This window comes from Luteibacter sp. HAY1-4A, from assembly GCF_056755355.1.
Genome location: NZ_JBNDHZ010000003.1, coordinates 101,757 through 116,440, shown reverse-complemented (window position 1 = coordinate 116,440; position 14,684 = coordinate 101,757). Strand labels below are relative to the sequence as shown.

Annotated in this window: 24 protein-coding genes; all 24 read left to right on the top strand. The window is 59.9% G+C overall.

What is annotated here, in order from left to right; genetic code table 11:
- Positions 1-292, top strand: a 292-nt coding sequence (locus tag ACPYOD_RS01895) for a hypothetical protein (protein WP_481300027.1), incomplete at its 5' end; no start/stop codon positions are given.
- Between the two features lie 219 nt (positions 293-511).
- The gene (locus ACPYOD_RS01890; protein WP_481300026.1) at positions 512-844 is read left to right on the top strand and encodes a hypothetical protein; all 333 of its coding nucleotides are present in this window, start codon (positions 512-514) and stop codon (positions 842-844) included.
- 5 nt (positions 845-849) lie between these two features.
- Entirely contained in the window at positions 850-1,602 is a 753-nt protein-coding gene (locus ACPYOD_RS01885; protein ID WP_481300025.1) for a hypothetical protein, read from the top strand.
- Entirely contained in the window at positions 1,592-2,266 is a 675-nt protein-coding gene (locus ACPYOD_RS01880) for a DUF6475 domain-containing protein (protein WP_481300024.1), read from the top strand. The genes ACPYOD_RS01885 and ACPYOD_RS01880 overlap by 11 nt, the downstream gene beginning before the upstream one ends.
- Complete coding sequence (locus ACPYOD_RS01875) at positions 2,263-2,556, top strand: hypothetical protein (RefSeq protein ID WP_481300023.1); 294 nt, start codon at positions 2,263-2,265, stop codon at positions 2,554-2,556. The genes ACPYOD_RS01880 and ACPYOD_RS01875 overlap by 4 nt, the downstream gene beginning before the upstream one ends.
- Positions 2,553-2,735, top strand: a complete 183-nt coding sequence (locus tag ACPYOD_RS01870) for a hypothetical protein (RefSeq protein ID WP_481300022.1) — start codon at positions 2,553-2,555, stop codon at positions 2,733-2,735. The genes ACPYOD_RS01875 and ACPYOD_RS01870 overlap by 4 nt, the downstream gene beginning before the upstream one ends.
- Positions 2,728-2,994, top strand: coding sequence for a hypothetical protein (locus tag ACPYOD_RS01865; RefSeq protein ID WP_481300021.1), 267 nt, complete (start codon positions 2,728-2,730; stop codon positions 2,992-2,994). Before ACPYOD_RS01870 ends, ACPYOD_RS01865 begins: the two co-directional genes overlap by 8 nt.
- Positions 2,991-3,407 (top strand): recombination protein NinB, encoded by a 417-nt coding sequence (locus ACPYOD_RS01860; RefSeq protein ID WP_481300020.1) that lies wholly within the window; start codon positions 2,991-2,993, stop codon positions 3,405-3,407. Before ACPYOD_RS01865 ends, ACPYOD_RS01860 begins: the two co-directional genes overlap by 4 nt.
- A complete protein-coding gene (locus ACPYOD_RS01855) occupies positions 3,404-3,667 on the top strand; it encodes a hypothetical protein (RefSeq protein WP_481300019.1) in 264 nt (87 codons plus the stop codon). Before ACPYOD_RS01860 ends, ACPYOD_RS01855 begins: the two co-directional genes overlap by 4 nt.
- Positions 3,664-4,011, top strand: coding sequence for a hypothetical protein (locus ACPYOD_RS01850; protein ID WP_481300018.1), 348 nt, complete (start codon positions 3,664-3,666; stop codon positions 4,009-4,011). The genes ACPYOD_RS01855 and ACPYOD_RS01850 overlap by 4 nt, the downstream gene beginning before the upstream one ends.
- A 508-nt stretch (positions 4,012-4,519) precedes the next feature.
- On the top strand, positions 4,520-5,173 hold the full coding sequence (locus ACPYOD_RS01845) for a DnaJ-like cysteine-rich domain-containing protein (RefSeq protein WP_481300017.1): 654 nt from the start codon (positions 4,520-4,522) through the stop codon (positions 5,171-5,173).
- Between the two features lie 168 nt (positions 5,174-5,341).
- Positions 5,342-5,782, top strand: a complete 441-nt coding sequence (locus tag ACPYOD_RS01840) for a lysozyme (RefSeq protein ID WP_481300016.1) — start codon at positions 5,342-5,344, stop codon at positions 5,780-5,782.
- A 1-nt stretch (position 5,783) separates the two neighbouring features.
- Complete coding sequence (locus ACPYOD_RS01835; RefSeq protein WP_481300015.1) at positions 5,784-6,290, top strand: hypothetical protein; 507 nt, start codon at positions 5,784-5,786, stop codon at positions 6,288-6,290.
- 13 nt (positions 6,291-6,303) lie between these two features.
- On the top strand, positions 6,304-6,519 hold the full coding sequence (locus ACPYOD_RS01830; RefSeq protein ID WP_481300014.1) for a hypothetical protein: 216 nt from the start codon (positions 6,304-6,306) through the stop codon (positions 6,517-6,519).
- Positions 6,516-7,004, top strand: coding sequence for an endopeptidase (locus ACPYOD_RS01825; protein WP_481300013.1), 489 nt, complete (start codon positions 6,516-6,518; stop codon positions 7,002-7,004). Before ACPYOD_RS01830 ends, ACPYOD_RS01825 begins: the two co-directional genes overlap by 4 nt.
- A gap of 194 nt (positions 7,005-7,198) precedes the next feature.
- Positions 7,199-7,411: a hypothetical protein gene (locus ACPYOD_RS01820; RefSeq protein ID WP_481300012.1), complete on the top strand. Its 213-nt coding sequence runs from the start codon at positions 7,199-7,201 to the stop codon at positions 7,409-7,411.
- A complete protein-coding gene (locus ACPYOD_RS01815; RefSeq protein WP_481300011.1) occupies positions 7,411-7,833 on the top strand; it encodes a terminase small subunit-like protein in 423 nt (140 codons plus the stop codon). The genes ACPYOD_RS01820 and ACPYOD_RS01815 overlap by 1 nt, the downstream gene beginning before the upstream one ends.
- Before the next feature lie 4 nt (positions 7,834-7,837).
- Positions 7,838-9,361, top strand: a complete 1,524-nt coding sequence (locus ACPYOD_RS01810; RefSeq protein ID WP_481300010.1) for a terminase large subunit — start codon at positions 7,838-7,840, stop codon at positions 9,359-9,361.
- Positions 9,354-11,435 carry a portal protein gene (locus ACPYOD_RS01805; RefSeq protein ID WP_481300009.1) on the top strand — a complete coding sequence of 694 codons (2,082 nt, stop codon included), beginning with the start codon at positions 9,354-9,356 and terminating at the stop codon, positions 11,433-11,435. Before ACPYOD_RS01810 ends, ACPYOD_RS01805 begins: the two co-directional genes overlap by 8 nt.
- 5 nt (positions 11,436-11,440) lie before the next feature.
- Complete coding sequence (locus ACPYOD_RS01800) at positions 11,441-12,325, top strand: hypothetical protein (protein WP_481300008.1); 885 nt, start codon at positions 11,441-11,443, stop codon at positions 12,323-12,325.
- Positions 12,326-12,390: 65 nt separating this feature from the next.
- On the top strand, positions 12,391-13,578 hold the full coding sequence (locus ACPYOD_RS01795) for a P22 phage major capsid protein family protein (protein ID WP_481300007.1): 1,188 nt from the start codon (positions 12,391-12,393) through the stop codon (positions 13,576-13,578).
- 11 nt (positions 13,579-13,589) lie between these two features.
- The gene (locus ACPYOD_RS01790) at positions 13,590-13,787 is read left to right on the top strand and encodes a hypothetical protein (protein WP_481300006.1); all 198 of its coding nucleotides are present in this window, start codon (positions 13,590-13,592) and stop codon (positions 13,785-13,787) included.
- 10 nt (positions 13,788-13,797) lie between these two features.
- Positions 13,798-14,142, top strand: a complete 345-nt coding sequence (locus ACPYOD_RS01785) for a hypothetical protein (RefSeq protein WP_481300005.1) — start codon at positions 13,798-13,800, stop codon at positions 14,140-14,142.
- Between the two features lie 46 nt (positions 14,143-14,188).
- A complete protein-coding gene (locus tag ACPYOD_RS01780; RefSeq protein ID WP_481300004.1) occupies positions 14,189-14,611 on the top strand; it encodes a packaged DNA stabilization gp4 family protein in 423 nt (140 codons plus the stop codon).
- Positions 14,612-14,684: the final 73 nt, after the last annotated feature.

Sequence of the window (14,684 nt, the reverse complement as noted above, 5' to 3'; positions counted from 1 at the left end):
AGCCCAAACGCAAAGCCGCCTGACTCCCTTGGGCGGCTTAGTGCCGCCTGTTCATTCAACTCAACCACACGAGTACCCCTCAAAGGATTCACCGATGTACCTGGACCGTCGATTCAAACGGATGCGTGATCCCCTCTACCTCAACGACGTTGAGCTTGCCGATGGAAAGAAGCTGGCAAAGCTCATCGGAAAAGAGTGGGGCGAACTCAAGCGCGAACTGATCAACCAGGGCGTGCGCCGTCTTCTTCAAGAGCGCGGCGAGAAGGTTAATTCGGAGTCCTATGCACTCTAAAGCGCCCAACCCGGCGCTGTTTGAGGCCCCTCTTAAGGCGGAAGACCTTGGTGGATACGACGCGCTTGGCCGTTTGGTTGCAGCTGCGAGTCTCCATGGTTGTTCGCCCACTGAAATGGCCGAGAAGGCCGCAATTGCCGAGCTTTCGTACCAGCTTGGCGTGAACGAAGACTCTGCCCTGTCGATTTTGAGGGGCCTCAAGAAGCACGGGGAGAGGGGATGAACGCTCAACTCAACCAAGGCCGCGCAGGCCGAGACGCCGGCATGGCGCGCGCTACTGCCCATGCTGACGACTGTCACGCTGACTGGTCATCCATGGCCTATTTCGCGCTGCGGAACTTCGCCCGGAAGTTCGACGGCAACTTTACAGCCGAACAGGCCCGCGCCTGGATGCATTCAAAGGGACTCCCTATGCCTCCCGATGGCCGCGCATTCGGCTCGGTCTTCCAGCGTGTCGCGAAGGAAGGGTTCATTCGCAAGCTGGGTTGCCGCCAGGCAGAGGGCAGGGCGTGCCACATGCATCCGGTCACGCTTTGGAAGGTGGTGGAGTAATCACGGTGGCCCGTATCCGCTCCATCAAGCCCGAATTCCCGCAGTCGGAAAGCATGGGAAACGTGTCGCGTGATGCGCGCCTCCTTTTCATTCTCCTGTGGCCAATCTGCGATGACCACGGTAGGACTCGCGCAGCCTCGCGAATGCTCGCGAGCCTTCTTTTTCCCTACGACGACGATGCATCGAGCCTGATCGACGGGTGGTTAGACGAACTGGAGCGCGAAGGCTGCATCAGCCGCTACGAATTCAACGGATCGGCTTATCTGGAAATCTGTAACTGGTTGTTGCACCAGAAGATTGATAAGCCGAGTAAGCCCCAATTCCCTGAGCCTCGTGGAACCCTCGCGAGCATTCGCGAATGCTCGTCGTTGGAAGGGAAAGGAGAGGAAGGGAAAGGAAGGGAGTGGAGTGGAGAGGAAGCGCGCGCGACGCCTGCGGCATCGCCAGCCAAATCCTCCCGCGGCACTCGCTTGCCCGACGACTGGCAACCAACCCCGGACGAACTGCGGTGGGCGGAAGACGCGCGCCCCGACATCGACGTTCGCGTCGAAGCCGAAAGCTTCCGGGACTACTGGCACGCCAAGCCGGGCAAGGATGGCTGCAAGACGGACTGGACCGCGACGTGGCGAAACTGGATTCGCAGGGCGACACCGCGCCGAGGTACCACGACCGCCAACCGGCAAACCGCCCTGGAATCGCGTAACCGCGCTGTCGCCGACAACTGGATAAACCGACAGGAGGAAAACCATGCTGCCTGACGAGCGAATCAAGTTCGCCGACCTGCTGACGGACGCCATGGCGTATTACGGCAAGGACGTCTCGGATTTCATGCTAAGCGTGTTTTGGGATTCGCTGAAGCGCTTCGAGTTCTCGGATGTTTCCCGGGCCTTCACGCTCCACGCGCAGAACCCGGACAACGGGCAATGGGCGCCCAAGGTCGCGGACATCGTGAAGATGATCGAGGGCTCGACGCAGACCCAGGGCATGCAGGCTTGGGCCAAGGTGCTGACTGCTATTGGCTCCGTGGGCAAGATGCGATCTGTCGCCTTCGACGACCCACTCATCCACGCAGTTATCGCTGAGATGGGTGGTTGGTACGCGCTGTGCTCAAGCCTGTCCGAAGAACTGCCGTTCAAGGCCCGCGAGTTCGAGAAGCGCTACCAGGGCTACCGCGTTCGCCGCGAAGTTCCTCAGTTCGCCCCGTACCTGATCGGCGGTCACGAGGCTGACAACCGCCTCAACGGCTACGAGAGCCGCACGAAGCCCGTCCTCATCGGCAACCCGGCTCGCGCTGCGCTGGTGATGGAGAAGGGCGTGGAACAGCCCGCCATTCGTATCACGGACACACGCCACGCGATTGCCGGCGCGATGAAGCAGTTAACCAACCGCTACCGCGGCGACGAGCCGCCGGAGGCCGCATGACTAATTTCACCCTCCCCGCATCCTGCGCAACGGTTGCTGTTGGCACTGATCCGCGCCTCGCCGGCCTTACCGTTAAGCGTCGCATCGGAACCTATGGCCCGCATGTCGCACTGGTGGACGCCCACGGCCGCGTCTTCATCCGTCCCGCTGACGAGCCACGCGCTGCACTGATGGCCTCGCGATACCCATCCATGGTCGCCGGAACCTTCAACGACAGCGCGACGTCGCTGGACATCGCCGAAGCCCTGGTCTTTGTCTACAACGAGCAGATGAATGGGTTGGCGGCATGAGAGCCAACGACGTCGGAAATTACTACTTCATTGCCAATCCGGTGGGCGTGGACAGCGTGCAGAACGCCTCCGAAGCCCTTCGGGATTCCTTGGCTGGTGAAGATCTTCACCCGTCCGATGTGGACGAAATCATCCTTCGCTTCAAGACCCGTATTCGTGAGGTTAAGTCCCATGGATAACCAAGAGCAGTTCCCCGATACCGGCGGCATAACCATTAACCTCGCCAGCCAGCCGATCAAGAACGTTTCGTGCCGCAACCAGCTGAAGCGCATCCGTGAATACGTGGAGACGATGCACAGAGCTGGCCGCAAGGCTGACGTCATCCGCCTGAAGCGTGACGACTATGAGGCTTTCCTGCGCGAGATAACCAAGAAGCGCGCAAAGGAGTCCCCGGAGGTCGTTGGCCTTCATTGGGACGGGATTCCGGTGGCCGCATGACCGCCCAAGCCGTCGTCCTACGCCCCGACAACGCCCGCCAGCGCATGGAATTCGCCTGGAAGAAGGTTTGCGAATACCTCCAGCACGACAAGCCCGTGATGGTGACCATCGACGAGTTCAAATCTCGAAGAAGCCTTGAGCAAAACAGGAAGCTAAATGCCATGTGCGGTGACTTAGCCGATCAGGTCGAGTGGCACGGCCAGATGCTATCCAAGGACGACTGGCGGCACATGTTCGTCGCCGCGTACCGGAAGGAGCAGAGGATCGTTCCTGGCTTCGATGGTGGGTTCATCGTCCTCGGCGCCAGTTCTCGCGAGCTCACGGTACCTGAGTGCATGGACGTGATCGAGATGATGTTTGCCTTCGGGGGCGAGCGCCAGGTCGAGTGGAGCGATCCGGAGAACTTCGCATGACCACCGCAGCCGAACGCAAGCACATGGGCCGCGTGGCGCAGCTTACCTGCGGCCTCTGTGGCGCCTATGGCGTAGAGGTCCACCACATACGTGCAGGGCAGGGCGGTGCGCAGCGCGCTAGCCACTTCCTGACGGTTCCCGTGTGCCCTTCCTGCCACCGCGGACCCCAGGGCATCCACGGCGACAAGACCATGCTCAAGATCAAGAAGTGGACGGAGATGGATCTTCTGGCCGACACGTTGGCGAGGTTGGCGGCATGATCTCAGTGGAGTTGCCAATCAAGACAGTAGGTGGACTGAATGCCAGGGAGCATTGGCGGAAGCGCGCCAATAGGGTCCGCAGTGAGCGGCACTCCGCGCGGATGTCTCTGGCGTCGTCAGCTTTCCGCCAACATCTCCCGGCCGTGGTTACGCTTATCCGTCTATCGCCTGGAAAGCTCGACGACGACAACCTACAGGGCGCCTTCAAGGCGATCCGTGATGGCGTGGCCGACGCTTATGGAATTCCAGACAACGATCCTCGCATCCAGTGGCGTTACGCCCAGGAGCGCTGCAAGCGAGGCGACTTCGGTGTCCGCATCGAAGTGGTGGCGGCCGGTGAATGAGCGTCTACCTACATCTGCACCACGCCCTAAGGATCATGCGGCAGGAGCCGGACTGGCGGAAATGGGGGCCGCTGATCGAGGCGCTGACGCCCGAGCAGCAGGCCGAAGTAAGGCCCTTCCTCCGCGACCGGGCTCGCATCGCCCAGTTCCGGCGACGGGGTACGAACAGCTTAGTGACCTCGAAATCTTCAGGAAGCAGGCGGTGATCTTGCGTAGCACTGGAAAGAGGGACAGATCAGCGCAGGGCACCCTCGACAGGCTGGAGCGAGAAATGAAGCGGAGGGCTAGCCGTGGGTGAGCTATCCCGTCCCGAGATGTTCGCCGAGCGCGTGGGCTGCGCTGAGTTGGCCGCGAAGGTCCGTGCCGCTGGAGGCTGTACCTACTGCGCCAACCGAGTCGAAGGCTGGAACCGTGTCGCCTGCGACCAGCCTCATCGTACCTTTCCCCGCTGCCTGACGGTGCCGGGGCTGAGTTTTGAACCTGACCATGTGAAATTGCAGGGGGTCATATGCACGTCGGAAAGCTTCTAGCCAGGCTAAACCCGTCCACACAACGCTATGAGCAGGGTAGGGGAGGTATTCCCGAGCTAACGCCGCAGGATGTAGCCGCGGCCATTGCTATGGTGCCCGAAGGGTTGGGCAGAGAGCTCGTCTGCCGCCTGTGGTGGCCCGATGGTGCCCGGCTTTCTGCCAAGGAACTGGACCGGCTTCTGATGGAGGCCCAGCTTGATGAGTGGCGAGCTCGGATGGACAAGTTGGTTAACGCGCAGATCTTCCAGGCCATGGCTGATAACCCGTCTGACCGATACCGAGCAGTGGCTAAGCTGGATGCGGCCAGAGCTCGCATGTGGCCGCGGCTTGGCCCGGACTCCTGTTATGCCGCCATCCGGCAGGCCGTGCTCGCTGAAATGAGCTCGTCATGCCTGTGCCAGACGTGTCACGGAGTAGGCCATATCCGTGATGGCGCGGGGCTCATTACGGCATGTTCGGCGTGCGAAGGTTCGGGCAAGCAGAAGGTGAGCGACCGCCAACGCGCTCAGATGATCGACCGCGACAAGAAGACCTACTCGGTCGTGTGGGCTCCAGTTTACGAGTGGACAATCAGCCTGTGTAACGAGGTGATCGGCCCCGCGCACGATCGGCTCAGGCAAGCAGTGGCATAACGAACAGTGGGGGATTTCTTCACCCCCACATTTTCGGGCAATCTGTGTATGTGGGCACGCTGCCCACGCGACCCGGCCATGCGCCGGGTTTTTTGTTCCCGCCGCGGGAACACCCGTCTGCCCACCTTGTTCCCCTGCTCGGTGGGCGGACACCTATTCGGAAGACCGATGAAGCCCAGCGCGAACGCCTACAACTTGGTAAAGGCGTCGGAAGGGCTGCGTCTGTCCGCGTATCCTGACCCAGGCACAGGGGCCGAGCCGTACACCATCGGCTATGGCAGCACACACGGGGTCACCAAGGGCATGACCATTACGGCCGCGGACGCAACAGTTCGCTTGGCGGAGGATATGACCGAAGCCGCGGATGCCGTGAACCGCCTGGTCAAGGTAGCTATCAACCAGAACCAGTTCGACGCCCTGTGCAGCCTGGTTTTCAATATCGGGCAAGCCAATTTCAAGGGATCCACCCTGCTTAAATCGCTTAACCAGGGCGATTTCGCAGGTTCAGCAAGGGAGTTTGACCGGTGGGTGTACGCAGCCAAGAAGAAGCTTCCTGGGCTCGTCGCGCGCCGGAAGGTGGAGCGAGACCTGTTTGAGCGGCCGGTGTGAAGTGACGGAACGCGATGTGGAAGTGGATGAGGCTATTGCTCGCGTCGAAGCCACCGAGGCCGAGGCGATCACTGTTGCCTTACGACATATCGCCCTGCATGCGCCATTCCTCGGTGCTCTCGCGGACGCTGGGGATCGGGACTTGTCCGACTTTCAGCGGATCGCGGCGACCCGCGTGGTTGAGCAGGGCGAGATGCTGAGGATGGCCGAGAAGAACCTATCCCGATTTGTCGGGATGTTGAGAACGCGCACGGCGATCTACCCGCAGTTGAACGGTGTAAGGCTTTCGGTCCTGGCCCATGTGGCGCTGGCTATACGGCTTCAGCCTTTGCTTGAGTGCAAGCCGCTGTGGACCGCGGTTGACCGGCAGAACTGGGACGACGCAGCGGATGCCTTACTGATGACTCGATGGCCCGAGAAGGCCGTGGACGACGGCGAGAAGCGCCGCGTACTGGAACTGGCCCGCATGATGCGGACTGGTACTGAACCGCCCTCGCTAGCGACCTGACGTGGTGAACCCGATGCGCGACGCCCGAGCACTGAAAGCCGGGATCGCCATTCTGGTGTGGCTGCTGATGGGGCTGTTGGGCGCCGCCTTACTTCAGTTCAAGGTGCCTCCCGAGAACAAGGACATGCTGAACCTGATGGTGGGCGCCCTGATCGGCAATGCCGGTGCGGTGGTGGGCGACCTATTCGGAAACAGCCGTTCCATGCGGGCACCTGGGGATGGCTCGTGAACCTGAAGCTCATCGCATACCTTGGCGTCTCGGCTGCACTTTTCGGCGCTGGCTACTACGTGGCTCATCTTGCCGGTGAGCGCGATCTTGCCAAGGCGACGAGTGCTTGGGACACAGCCCGTGCGGGCCTTGAGACAAAACGCGCGGATGCCGAGAAGGCTCAGCGCCTAGCAGAACAGGGGCAGGCCGAGGCGCTGTCCAAAGCCGCTGCCAGCTACCAGAAGGGTAAAGACGATGCGAAACAAGCCGCTGATCTGGCTGTTGCCGATCTTCGCACTGGCAATCGCAGGCTGCGCGACCAGTGGATCGCCTGCCAAGCCGGTGCCACCGCAATGCCATCTGCCGCCGCTGGACAGCGCGCTGATGGAGAAGACCGACTACGTGAGGAAAGTGTCGGACGAATTCTTCGTGCCGTTGGACAGTGCCAAGCCCAGCGTGACGCCCTCCAAGAAGCCCTGATGGGCGAGAGAGCAGGACAGAAATGAGCATTTCGGCATGTGACGAGCTTGGGCGGTCTACCCGATGCTACGTCTCCGCCTACCAGCGTGATCGCGTCCACTACTCGAACATGCGGGTAGGTGAGATCCGGTGCCTAGTGGCTGACTTCAATGGCGCGCTGCCCAAAGGTAGGACCCTCGCCTCGGTTAAGTGGAAGTGCGCCGTAGGCTTTCCTGTGGGCATGTCCAACCCCACGATCACAGGGCGCCAGACCAAGGTCGATATCCATGCCCAGTGGGGTGGATGCGCCTCCTTCAAGTGCGAGGCCACCATGGACAACGGTGAGGTCTACGCCCAGATGTTCAGTATTGATGTCCGGAACGGGTGGCGGTGGTTTTGGTTGGAGGATCAGTCCTTTGCCCAAGGCCCGACCGAGCTTCAGGTGAGCGTGTAATGGGTAGGCCGTCGTCGTTCTTACAGGAAACAGCGGATGCCATCTGCATCAGGCTGGCTGAGGGCGAGTCGCTGCGGTCTATCTGTGAAGCGGACGATATGCCTGCCACGGCTACGGTATTCAGGTGGCTGACGAACAATGAAATGTTCCGAGAGCAATACACGCGCGCACGCGAGGATCAGGGCGAGGCTGATGCTGACCGGGTTGGAGACCTGGCGGACAAGGTTGCCAAGGGTCTTTTAGACCCTGCCGCGGGTCGTGTTGCTATTGACGCCTTGAAGTGGTCAGCAGGCAAGAGGCTACCCAAGAAGTACGGCGACCGCATCGACCTCAACCATGGCGGTCAGAAGGACAACCCGATTACCGCTCTCATCGCTGAGGTGAGTGGCAGCACGCTTTTGCCAAGGGATGAAGACGAGTAACACCGTGGACCCGCAGGCGCAGTTCAAAGCCAGCTTGCGAGATCCTGAGTGGCGACTGTCGAACCTGTACAAGATCATCACCAAGGGAAATGACGGCCAGGATTCTGTCATCACCTTCAAGCCGAACGAGGCACAAAAGCGGTTCCTGCGGCGGTACTGGACGCGGAACATCATCCTGAAGTCTCGGCAGCGCGGATTTACCACGCTTATCTGCCTGATGTGGCTTGACCATGCGCTGTTCGTGGGAAACCAGCGATGCGGCGTGATTGCCCAGGACCGGGAAGCCGCTGAGGTCATCTTCCGCGACAAGGTGAAGTTCGCCTACGACAACCTGCCCCCAAGTCTTCGGGCAGCGATGCCGCTGGCAAGGGACTCGGCGTCGGAGCTTCTGTTCGCGCACAACAACTCGTCGGTACGCGTGGCGACCTCGATGCGATCCGGGACGATCCACCGGCTTCTCGTGTCCGAGTTCGGGAAGATCTGCGCCAAGAGCCCGGACAAGGCTAAGGAAGTCTCCACAGGTTCGCTCCCCGCCGTGCCTAGCAGTGGCGTGGTTGTCATTGAATCGACCGCGGAAGGGCGGGAGGGCGCTTTTTACACCATGAGCCAACAAGCCGAGGCCGATATGGAATCTGGCAAGAAGCTCAGCAAGAAGGACTACCGGTTCCACTTCTTCCCCTGGTGGGAGGCGAAGGAATACCGCCTTGATCCGGCCTCGGTGATCGTCTCGGACAAGGACACGCAGTACTTCGAGGAAATCGAGGGGAAGGAAGGCATCACTCTCGATCCTGAGCAGCGCGCTTGGTATGTCGCGACCCGTAAAGCGGACTTCGCCGACGACCAAGAGAAGATGTGGCAGGAATACCCTTCCACCTCATCCGAGGCGTTCCAGCGGTCGAGCGAGGGCGCCTATTACACGACCCAGTTGAGCAATGCCAGGAAGGAAGGACGGATTACAACCGTCCCATACCAGCCTGGCGTACCCGTGAACACCTTCTGGGACATCGGCAACAGCGATGGCACGGCTATCTGGCTCCATCAGCGCATTGGGCTGAAGAACCACTTCGTAGGCTTCATAGAGGGATGGGGTGAGCCCTATGCCCATTACGTGGCTGAGCTTCAGAAGAAGGGATACGTGTGGGGCACGCACTATCTGCCGCATGACGCTGACCACGTTCGGCAAGGCCAAGTGACCAATCTCTCGCCGAAATCGATGCTCACCAACCTTGGCTTGCGAAACATCCAAATCGTCCCGCAGGTATCGACGATTCAGGACGGCATCCAGGCGACGCGCGACGCCTTCGCGGGGTGTTGGTTCGATGAGCAGGCATGTTCAGAGGGACTGATCCACCTTCAGCAATACCGCAAACGCTGGAATACCGCGGCGGGGTGCTGGTCGACCGATCCACTCCACGACATCCATTCCGAGGGTGCGGACGCGTTCCGTCAGTTCGCCCAAGGCTATGACCCCGAAGCAGACAAGGGGCCGTTAAAACTCAACTTCAGGTCCCAGTTCCGTAATGGCTAACTACAAAGAACTAGACGACCAGAAGCCGATCCTCAAGGACGATGACGACCCGAACCAGACTTTCCTTACTGAGATGCGCGCGCGCTTTGAGCGCTGCGTTGACCATGACAGGGATATGCGTCAGGCCGCCCTTGAGGATGTGAAGTTCACCTTCGTGCCCGGGAATCAGTGGGACACGTACACCAAGGGTCTTCGCGCTAGCCGACCGTGCTACGAGTTCAACAAGGTTCGCCAGTCGGTCAGGCAGATCACGGGCGACCAGCTTCAGAATCGGCCCGGCATCAAGGTTATCCCCGTCGAGGATGGCGATGAGGACACGGCCGAAGTCTATGAGGGGCTGATCCGCAATATCGAGTCGGTAAGTCATGCCGATCGCGCCTACGACAACGCCTTTATGTACTCGGCTACCGGCGGGTACGGCGTCTGGCGGATTGTCACGGACTACAGGGACAACGACGATTTCGATCAGGACATCTACATCAAGCCAGTCCTGAATCCGTTCTCTGCATATTGCGATCCTGACGCCAAGGAATTCGACCGCCGAGACGCACAGTTCTGGTTCCTCTCGGACTACATGGGGAAGGAAGCCTTCAAGCAGAAGTATCCGGACGCTGACCTGACCAATTTCGACGCCGGCACCGACGTTGGAGAGGGGTATCTCAACTGGTTCGAAGGCGAGCGTATCCGCATCTGTGAGTACTGGTACAAAGAGAAGGAAGACCGGACTATTGGCCTTCTGAGTAGTGGCGAAGTCGTCGATATGGCCGACTTCGACGAAGAGTTGTACGCGGGCCAGGGTGTGACCGTTGCTAAGACGCGCGACGTCGTGGTGGACAAGGTCAAGATGGAGATTGTCTCTGGCTCCCAGCGCCTTGAAGGTCCCTACGAATGGGCGGGTAAGTTCATTCCCATCGTCCCGGTGTGGGGCGACATCATTAACGTCGATGGGCGTGACGAATGGTCTGGCATGGTTCGCTTCGCCAAGGACGCGCAGCGCCTTTTCAACTTCGAGCAGTCAACCCTCGTCGAGCTTGTGGCGAAACAGCCGCAGCAGCCGCTTACCGGACCGGCAGAGGCTATCCAGGGATACGAGAAGTACTACGAGAACCTGAGCGATCAGGACGTGCCTTTTCTGCCCTACAACCTTCTTGCCGGAGCGCCGAATGGCGGCAGGCCCGAGAGGGTTAGTCCTGCTACCTTCCCCGATGCATGGGCCAACCTGTCGGCCATGTCCTCGGACAACATCAAGGCCACGTTGGGCATCTACGATGCCTCTCTGGGCGCCCGTAGCAATGAAACCAGCGGTGTCGCCATCCGGCAACGTCAGCAGGAGGGCGACGTTGCCAACTTCGTCTACACCGACAACCTCGCTAAATCGCTGAAGTTCACGGGCGAAATCCTTGTAGATCTGATCCCCAAGATTTACGACACCGAACGAGTGGTTCGCGTACTCGGGAAGGATGGTGGCGAGAAGTGGGTAAGGCTGAATCATGGCATTCAGAACCCCGTGACCGGCGAGTGGGAGGTCATCAACGACCTCTCAAAGGGAAAGTACGACGCCAGCGTCACCACGGGGCCGAGCTACACCACGCAGCGCCAAGAATTGGCTGACGCGGCCATGCATCTGTCCCAACAGCAGGGGCCGGGCGGCATGTTGTGGCAGCTTGCGTATATGGAGAACGCTGACTTCCCCAACGGCGAGAAGTACGTCAAGGCATTCCGGCAGTTCCTCATCAATCAGGGCCTCATCCAGCCGGAGGAAGGTGACCAGCCTCCGCCGCAACAGCCCCAGCCACAGCCGAATCCCAAGGATCTGGCGGATGCCGAGCTTAAGCAGGCTCAGGCACGAAATTTTGACGCCAAGACGCAAGAAGTCATCGCGACTTTGCCCAGCCAAATCGCCAGTAACGAGGCATCCGCGGCCGAGAACAAGTCGAAAGCCCTACGCAACATCGGCCAGGACGCGCGAGACGAGCACGCGCATCAGATTGCGGTGCTGACCGATCCAAACCTGGGGCTCATCGCCCCGGCTGCAACGCCGGCAGACCTCGGCGGCACCTCTCAAGGGTATTAGTTCCCATGTCCGACGAAATCCAGGTTGAAGTATCCAGCTCCTCGCAGACCGATAGCGTTGCGGGGGAAGAGAAGAAAACGGTAACGGAGGCCGAGCAGCCATCTCCGGGTGAAGTTGAGAACGACGACGGCGAAGAGGCCGGTGAAACGTCCGAACAGCAGGACGATGACGAAGAAGGGGACGAAGGCCACGAAAGTGACGACGTGCCCTACGGAGTCAAGAAGAAGCTGGGCAAGCTGACCGCCAGGGTCAAGGAGCGTGATGAGAAGCTGGCCGCGCAGGAAGCAGAAATTCGTGCGGCGCGAGAGGAATTGGAGTACCTCCGCAAGCAGGGCCAGAAGGCCACCGAGGTAAAGGATACGCCGCGACCGACGCTTGAGTCCGTCAATTTCGATATAGAAAAGTTCGATCTCGCGATCGATGCATGGACGAAGGACCAGGCCGAACTTGGTGTTCGTCGCCGTCAGCAGGAAGAGGCGGCCCAGGCAAGGCAAGCGGCATATAACGCGAAAGTGGCAGCCTTCGCCAAGGACAAGCCGGATTGGGTTGACAAAGCGTCCCGAATTCCGGCGTCTGAGGTGATGATCGAGGTGATCCAGGATATGGATCACGGACCAGCTGTCACTTATTACCTCGCACAGCATCTCAACGAGGCTAGCGATATCTCGCGCATGCAGGGCCATAAAGCGGCTCTCGCCTTGGCGAAGATCGAAGCCAAGATCACCTCCAATACCGGGCTGGATCAGAAAAAGGCCATCACTGGCGCACCGCCTCCGGTGAAGACGCTCAGTACGAAGTCCCCGATCAAGAAAGATTTGGCGGACTTGCCGATGAGCGAATACATCAAGGAGCGGAACAAGTCGTCCAAAAAGTCGGGCGGCTTCCTCTGACCTAAGTCGTAACTCAACCCATCCAGGCCCCGCCATCGTGCGGGGCTTTTTTTTGGAGAAAGATCATGGCAAACGCTCCCGTTACCATTCAGATGGTCACCAAGGAGAGCCTCAAGGTTCTTGCCGAAGAACTTTGGTTCCTCAAGCGTGTTAACCGACAGTACGACGACCAGTTCGCGAAGACCGGCGCGAAGATCGGTGACACCCTAAACGTCCGAGTTCCCGGACATGGCGTCGTCCGAAAGGGTCGCGTAATGACCCTACAGGACATCAACGACAAGACCACGCCGCTCAAGATCACCGAGCAGGATGGCGTTGACCTTGGCATGACTTCTGCCGACTGGGCTCTGTCCATTGATGAGATCAGCGATCGATACATCAAGCCCCGCATGGCTGATCTCGCCGCGTCCATCGAAGCCACGGTCATGGCAAACGTGATCCCAGGTATTCCCAACATTGTCGGTGATGGCGGTGCCTTGGATGACTACAAGACGGTCCTCCAGGCCACGGAGATCCTCAACAACAACTTGGCGCCTAAATCTGGTCGCAGCTTCTTGACGAACAACTCGGCGCAGCGTCAGGCCGCCGATGCGTTCAAGACGTACTTCAACTCGCAGGCGCAGATTGCCAACCAGTACGAAGACGGTGTGATGAACCGCATGGGTGGCTTCGACTGGTATGCGTCGAGCCTCCTGCCTAACCACACGCGCGGCACCGCCAACGGCGCGTACCTCGTCAACGGTGCGGGGCAAACTGGCTCAAGCCTCATCGTTGACACTGGTGTGGGCACGCTCAACGTGGGTGACGACATCACCATCGCAGGCGTGTTCGATGTACATGCTCAGACCAAGCAGAACCTCGGCTACCTGAAGAAGTTCACGGTGACAGCGGTCTACGCAGGTGGCGGCGGTACGATCCAGATCAGCCCGGCGATTGTTGTCAGCGGTGAATATCAGAACGTCAGCGCCGGGCCGGCAGACAATGCGGCCATCACGGTGTTTGGTACCTCTGGGCAGACCTGGGGCGAAAACGTGGCCTTCGCTCGCGATGCCTTCGCCTTCGTCACGGCCGACTTGCCGCTTCCTCCGAAGAAGGACGCAGCGCGCGCCAACTACCAGGGCATCAGCCTCCGCGTCATTAACGACTTCGACACGGTGAACGACATGTTCATTACTCGCGTCGATGTCATTTACGGATCGGCTGTGCTCCGCCCTGAACTGGCCGTCCGTGTCCCCAACGATCCGACTCTGTAAGGAGAAATGACATGGCTATTACTCATGACCTCACGTATCACACCGCTCCTGGAACCACTGATGGCGCCGTGATGGGACGAAACGCGACATCGAAGGACGCCTTCTTCGGTGGCACGCCCGTCGCGCAGCCGACTGTTCCGGCCACCGGTGCGACTGTCCAGAACGTCGTGGATGCACTCGCGGCCCTCAACCTCGTCCTGAAGGTCTAAGGAGAACGACATGGCGAAGAAAGAGACCGTCGAAGCCCTGTATCTGGAAGATCCGGATACCGGCCGCGTGGAGCTCGTCCATGGCGATGACGTGGACGACCGCAAGGCCAACGGGTGGAAGGAGCCCGAAGGCCAGAAGGCCAACGGCGAAGACTGGAATGGCGAGGATTCCCTCGGGCAGCGCAACGCAGCCGCCGATCTGATGAGGGTTCGCCAGGAGATCGACGCCGATAAGGAAGCTAAGAAGCAAAAGGAGCGAGATGAAGCCGAAAAGGCTGCGGAAAAGGCCCGTAAGGACGCGCCTCCGCCTAAGCCTGACATGACCGTTCAGGTCGTGAATCCGAAGGCTAAGTGACGACAACAAGAGGCCCTACGGGGCCTCTTTCTATTTGGAGCGGCGCATGACAAAGGTGGTCGAAATCGTGGGGTCGGCGCTCCGCAAATCCCGCGTCGTTGACGTTGATAGCGCGCCAGATCCTCGTATGGTCGCTGACGCCATCGGCTGCATGAACCGGATGCTTATGCGGTGGCAAGCGGACGGCATCCAGTTGGGGTTCTCCCCTGCATCAGCCCCGGACGAGTTAATTTCCATACCGATCGAGGCCGAGCAGGCGGTTATTTACAACCTTGCTCTTGATCTTGGCAGCGAGTACGGCGTCACGGTACGACAGGATGTCGTGAACCTCGCGCTCGGCTACATGCGAAGCCTAGTCAGGGATCAGTTCGTCGCTTCCGGCCCTAGAAGCTTCGGCAGTGATGCTCCTCTCCCCGAAAGCTGTTGGGGGTCAGGCTATGACGTATGGACGGATGGCTTCGTCCGATGACGCGTTGGGTAGATTTCGCCATCGTAGGCGGTGCTTACAGTGACGATACGCGTCCGTTTTCGGTGCAGGACAC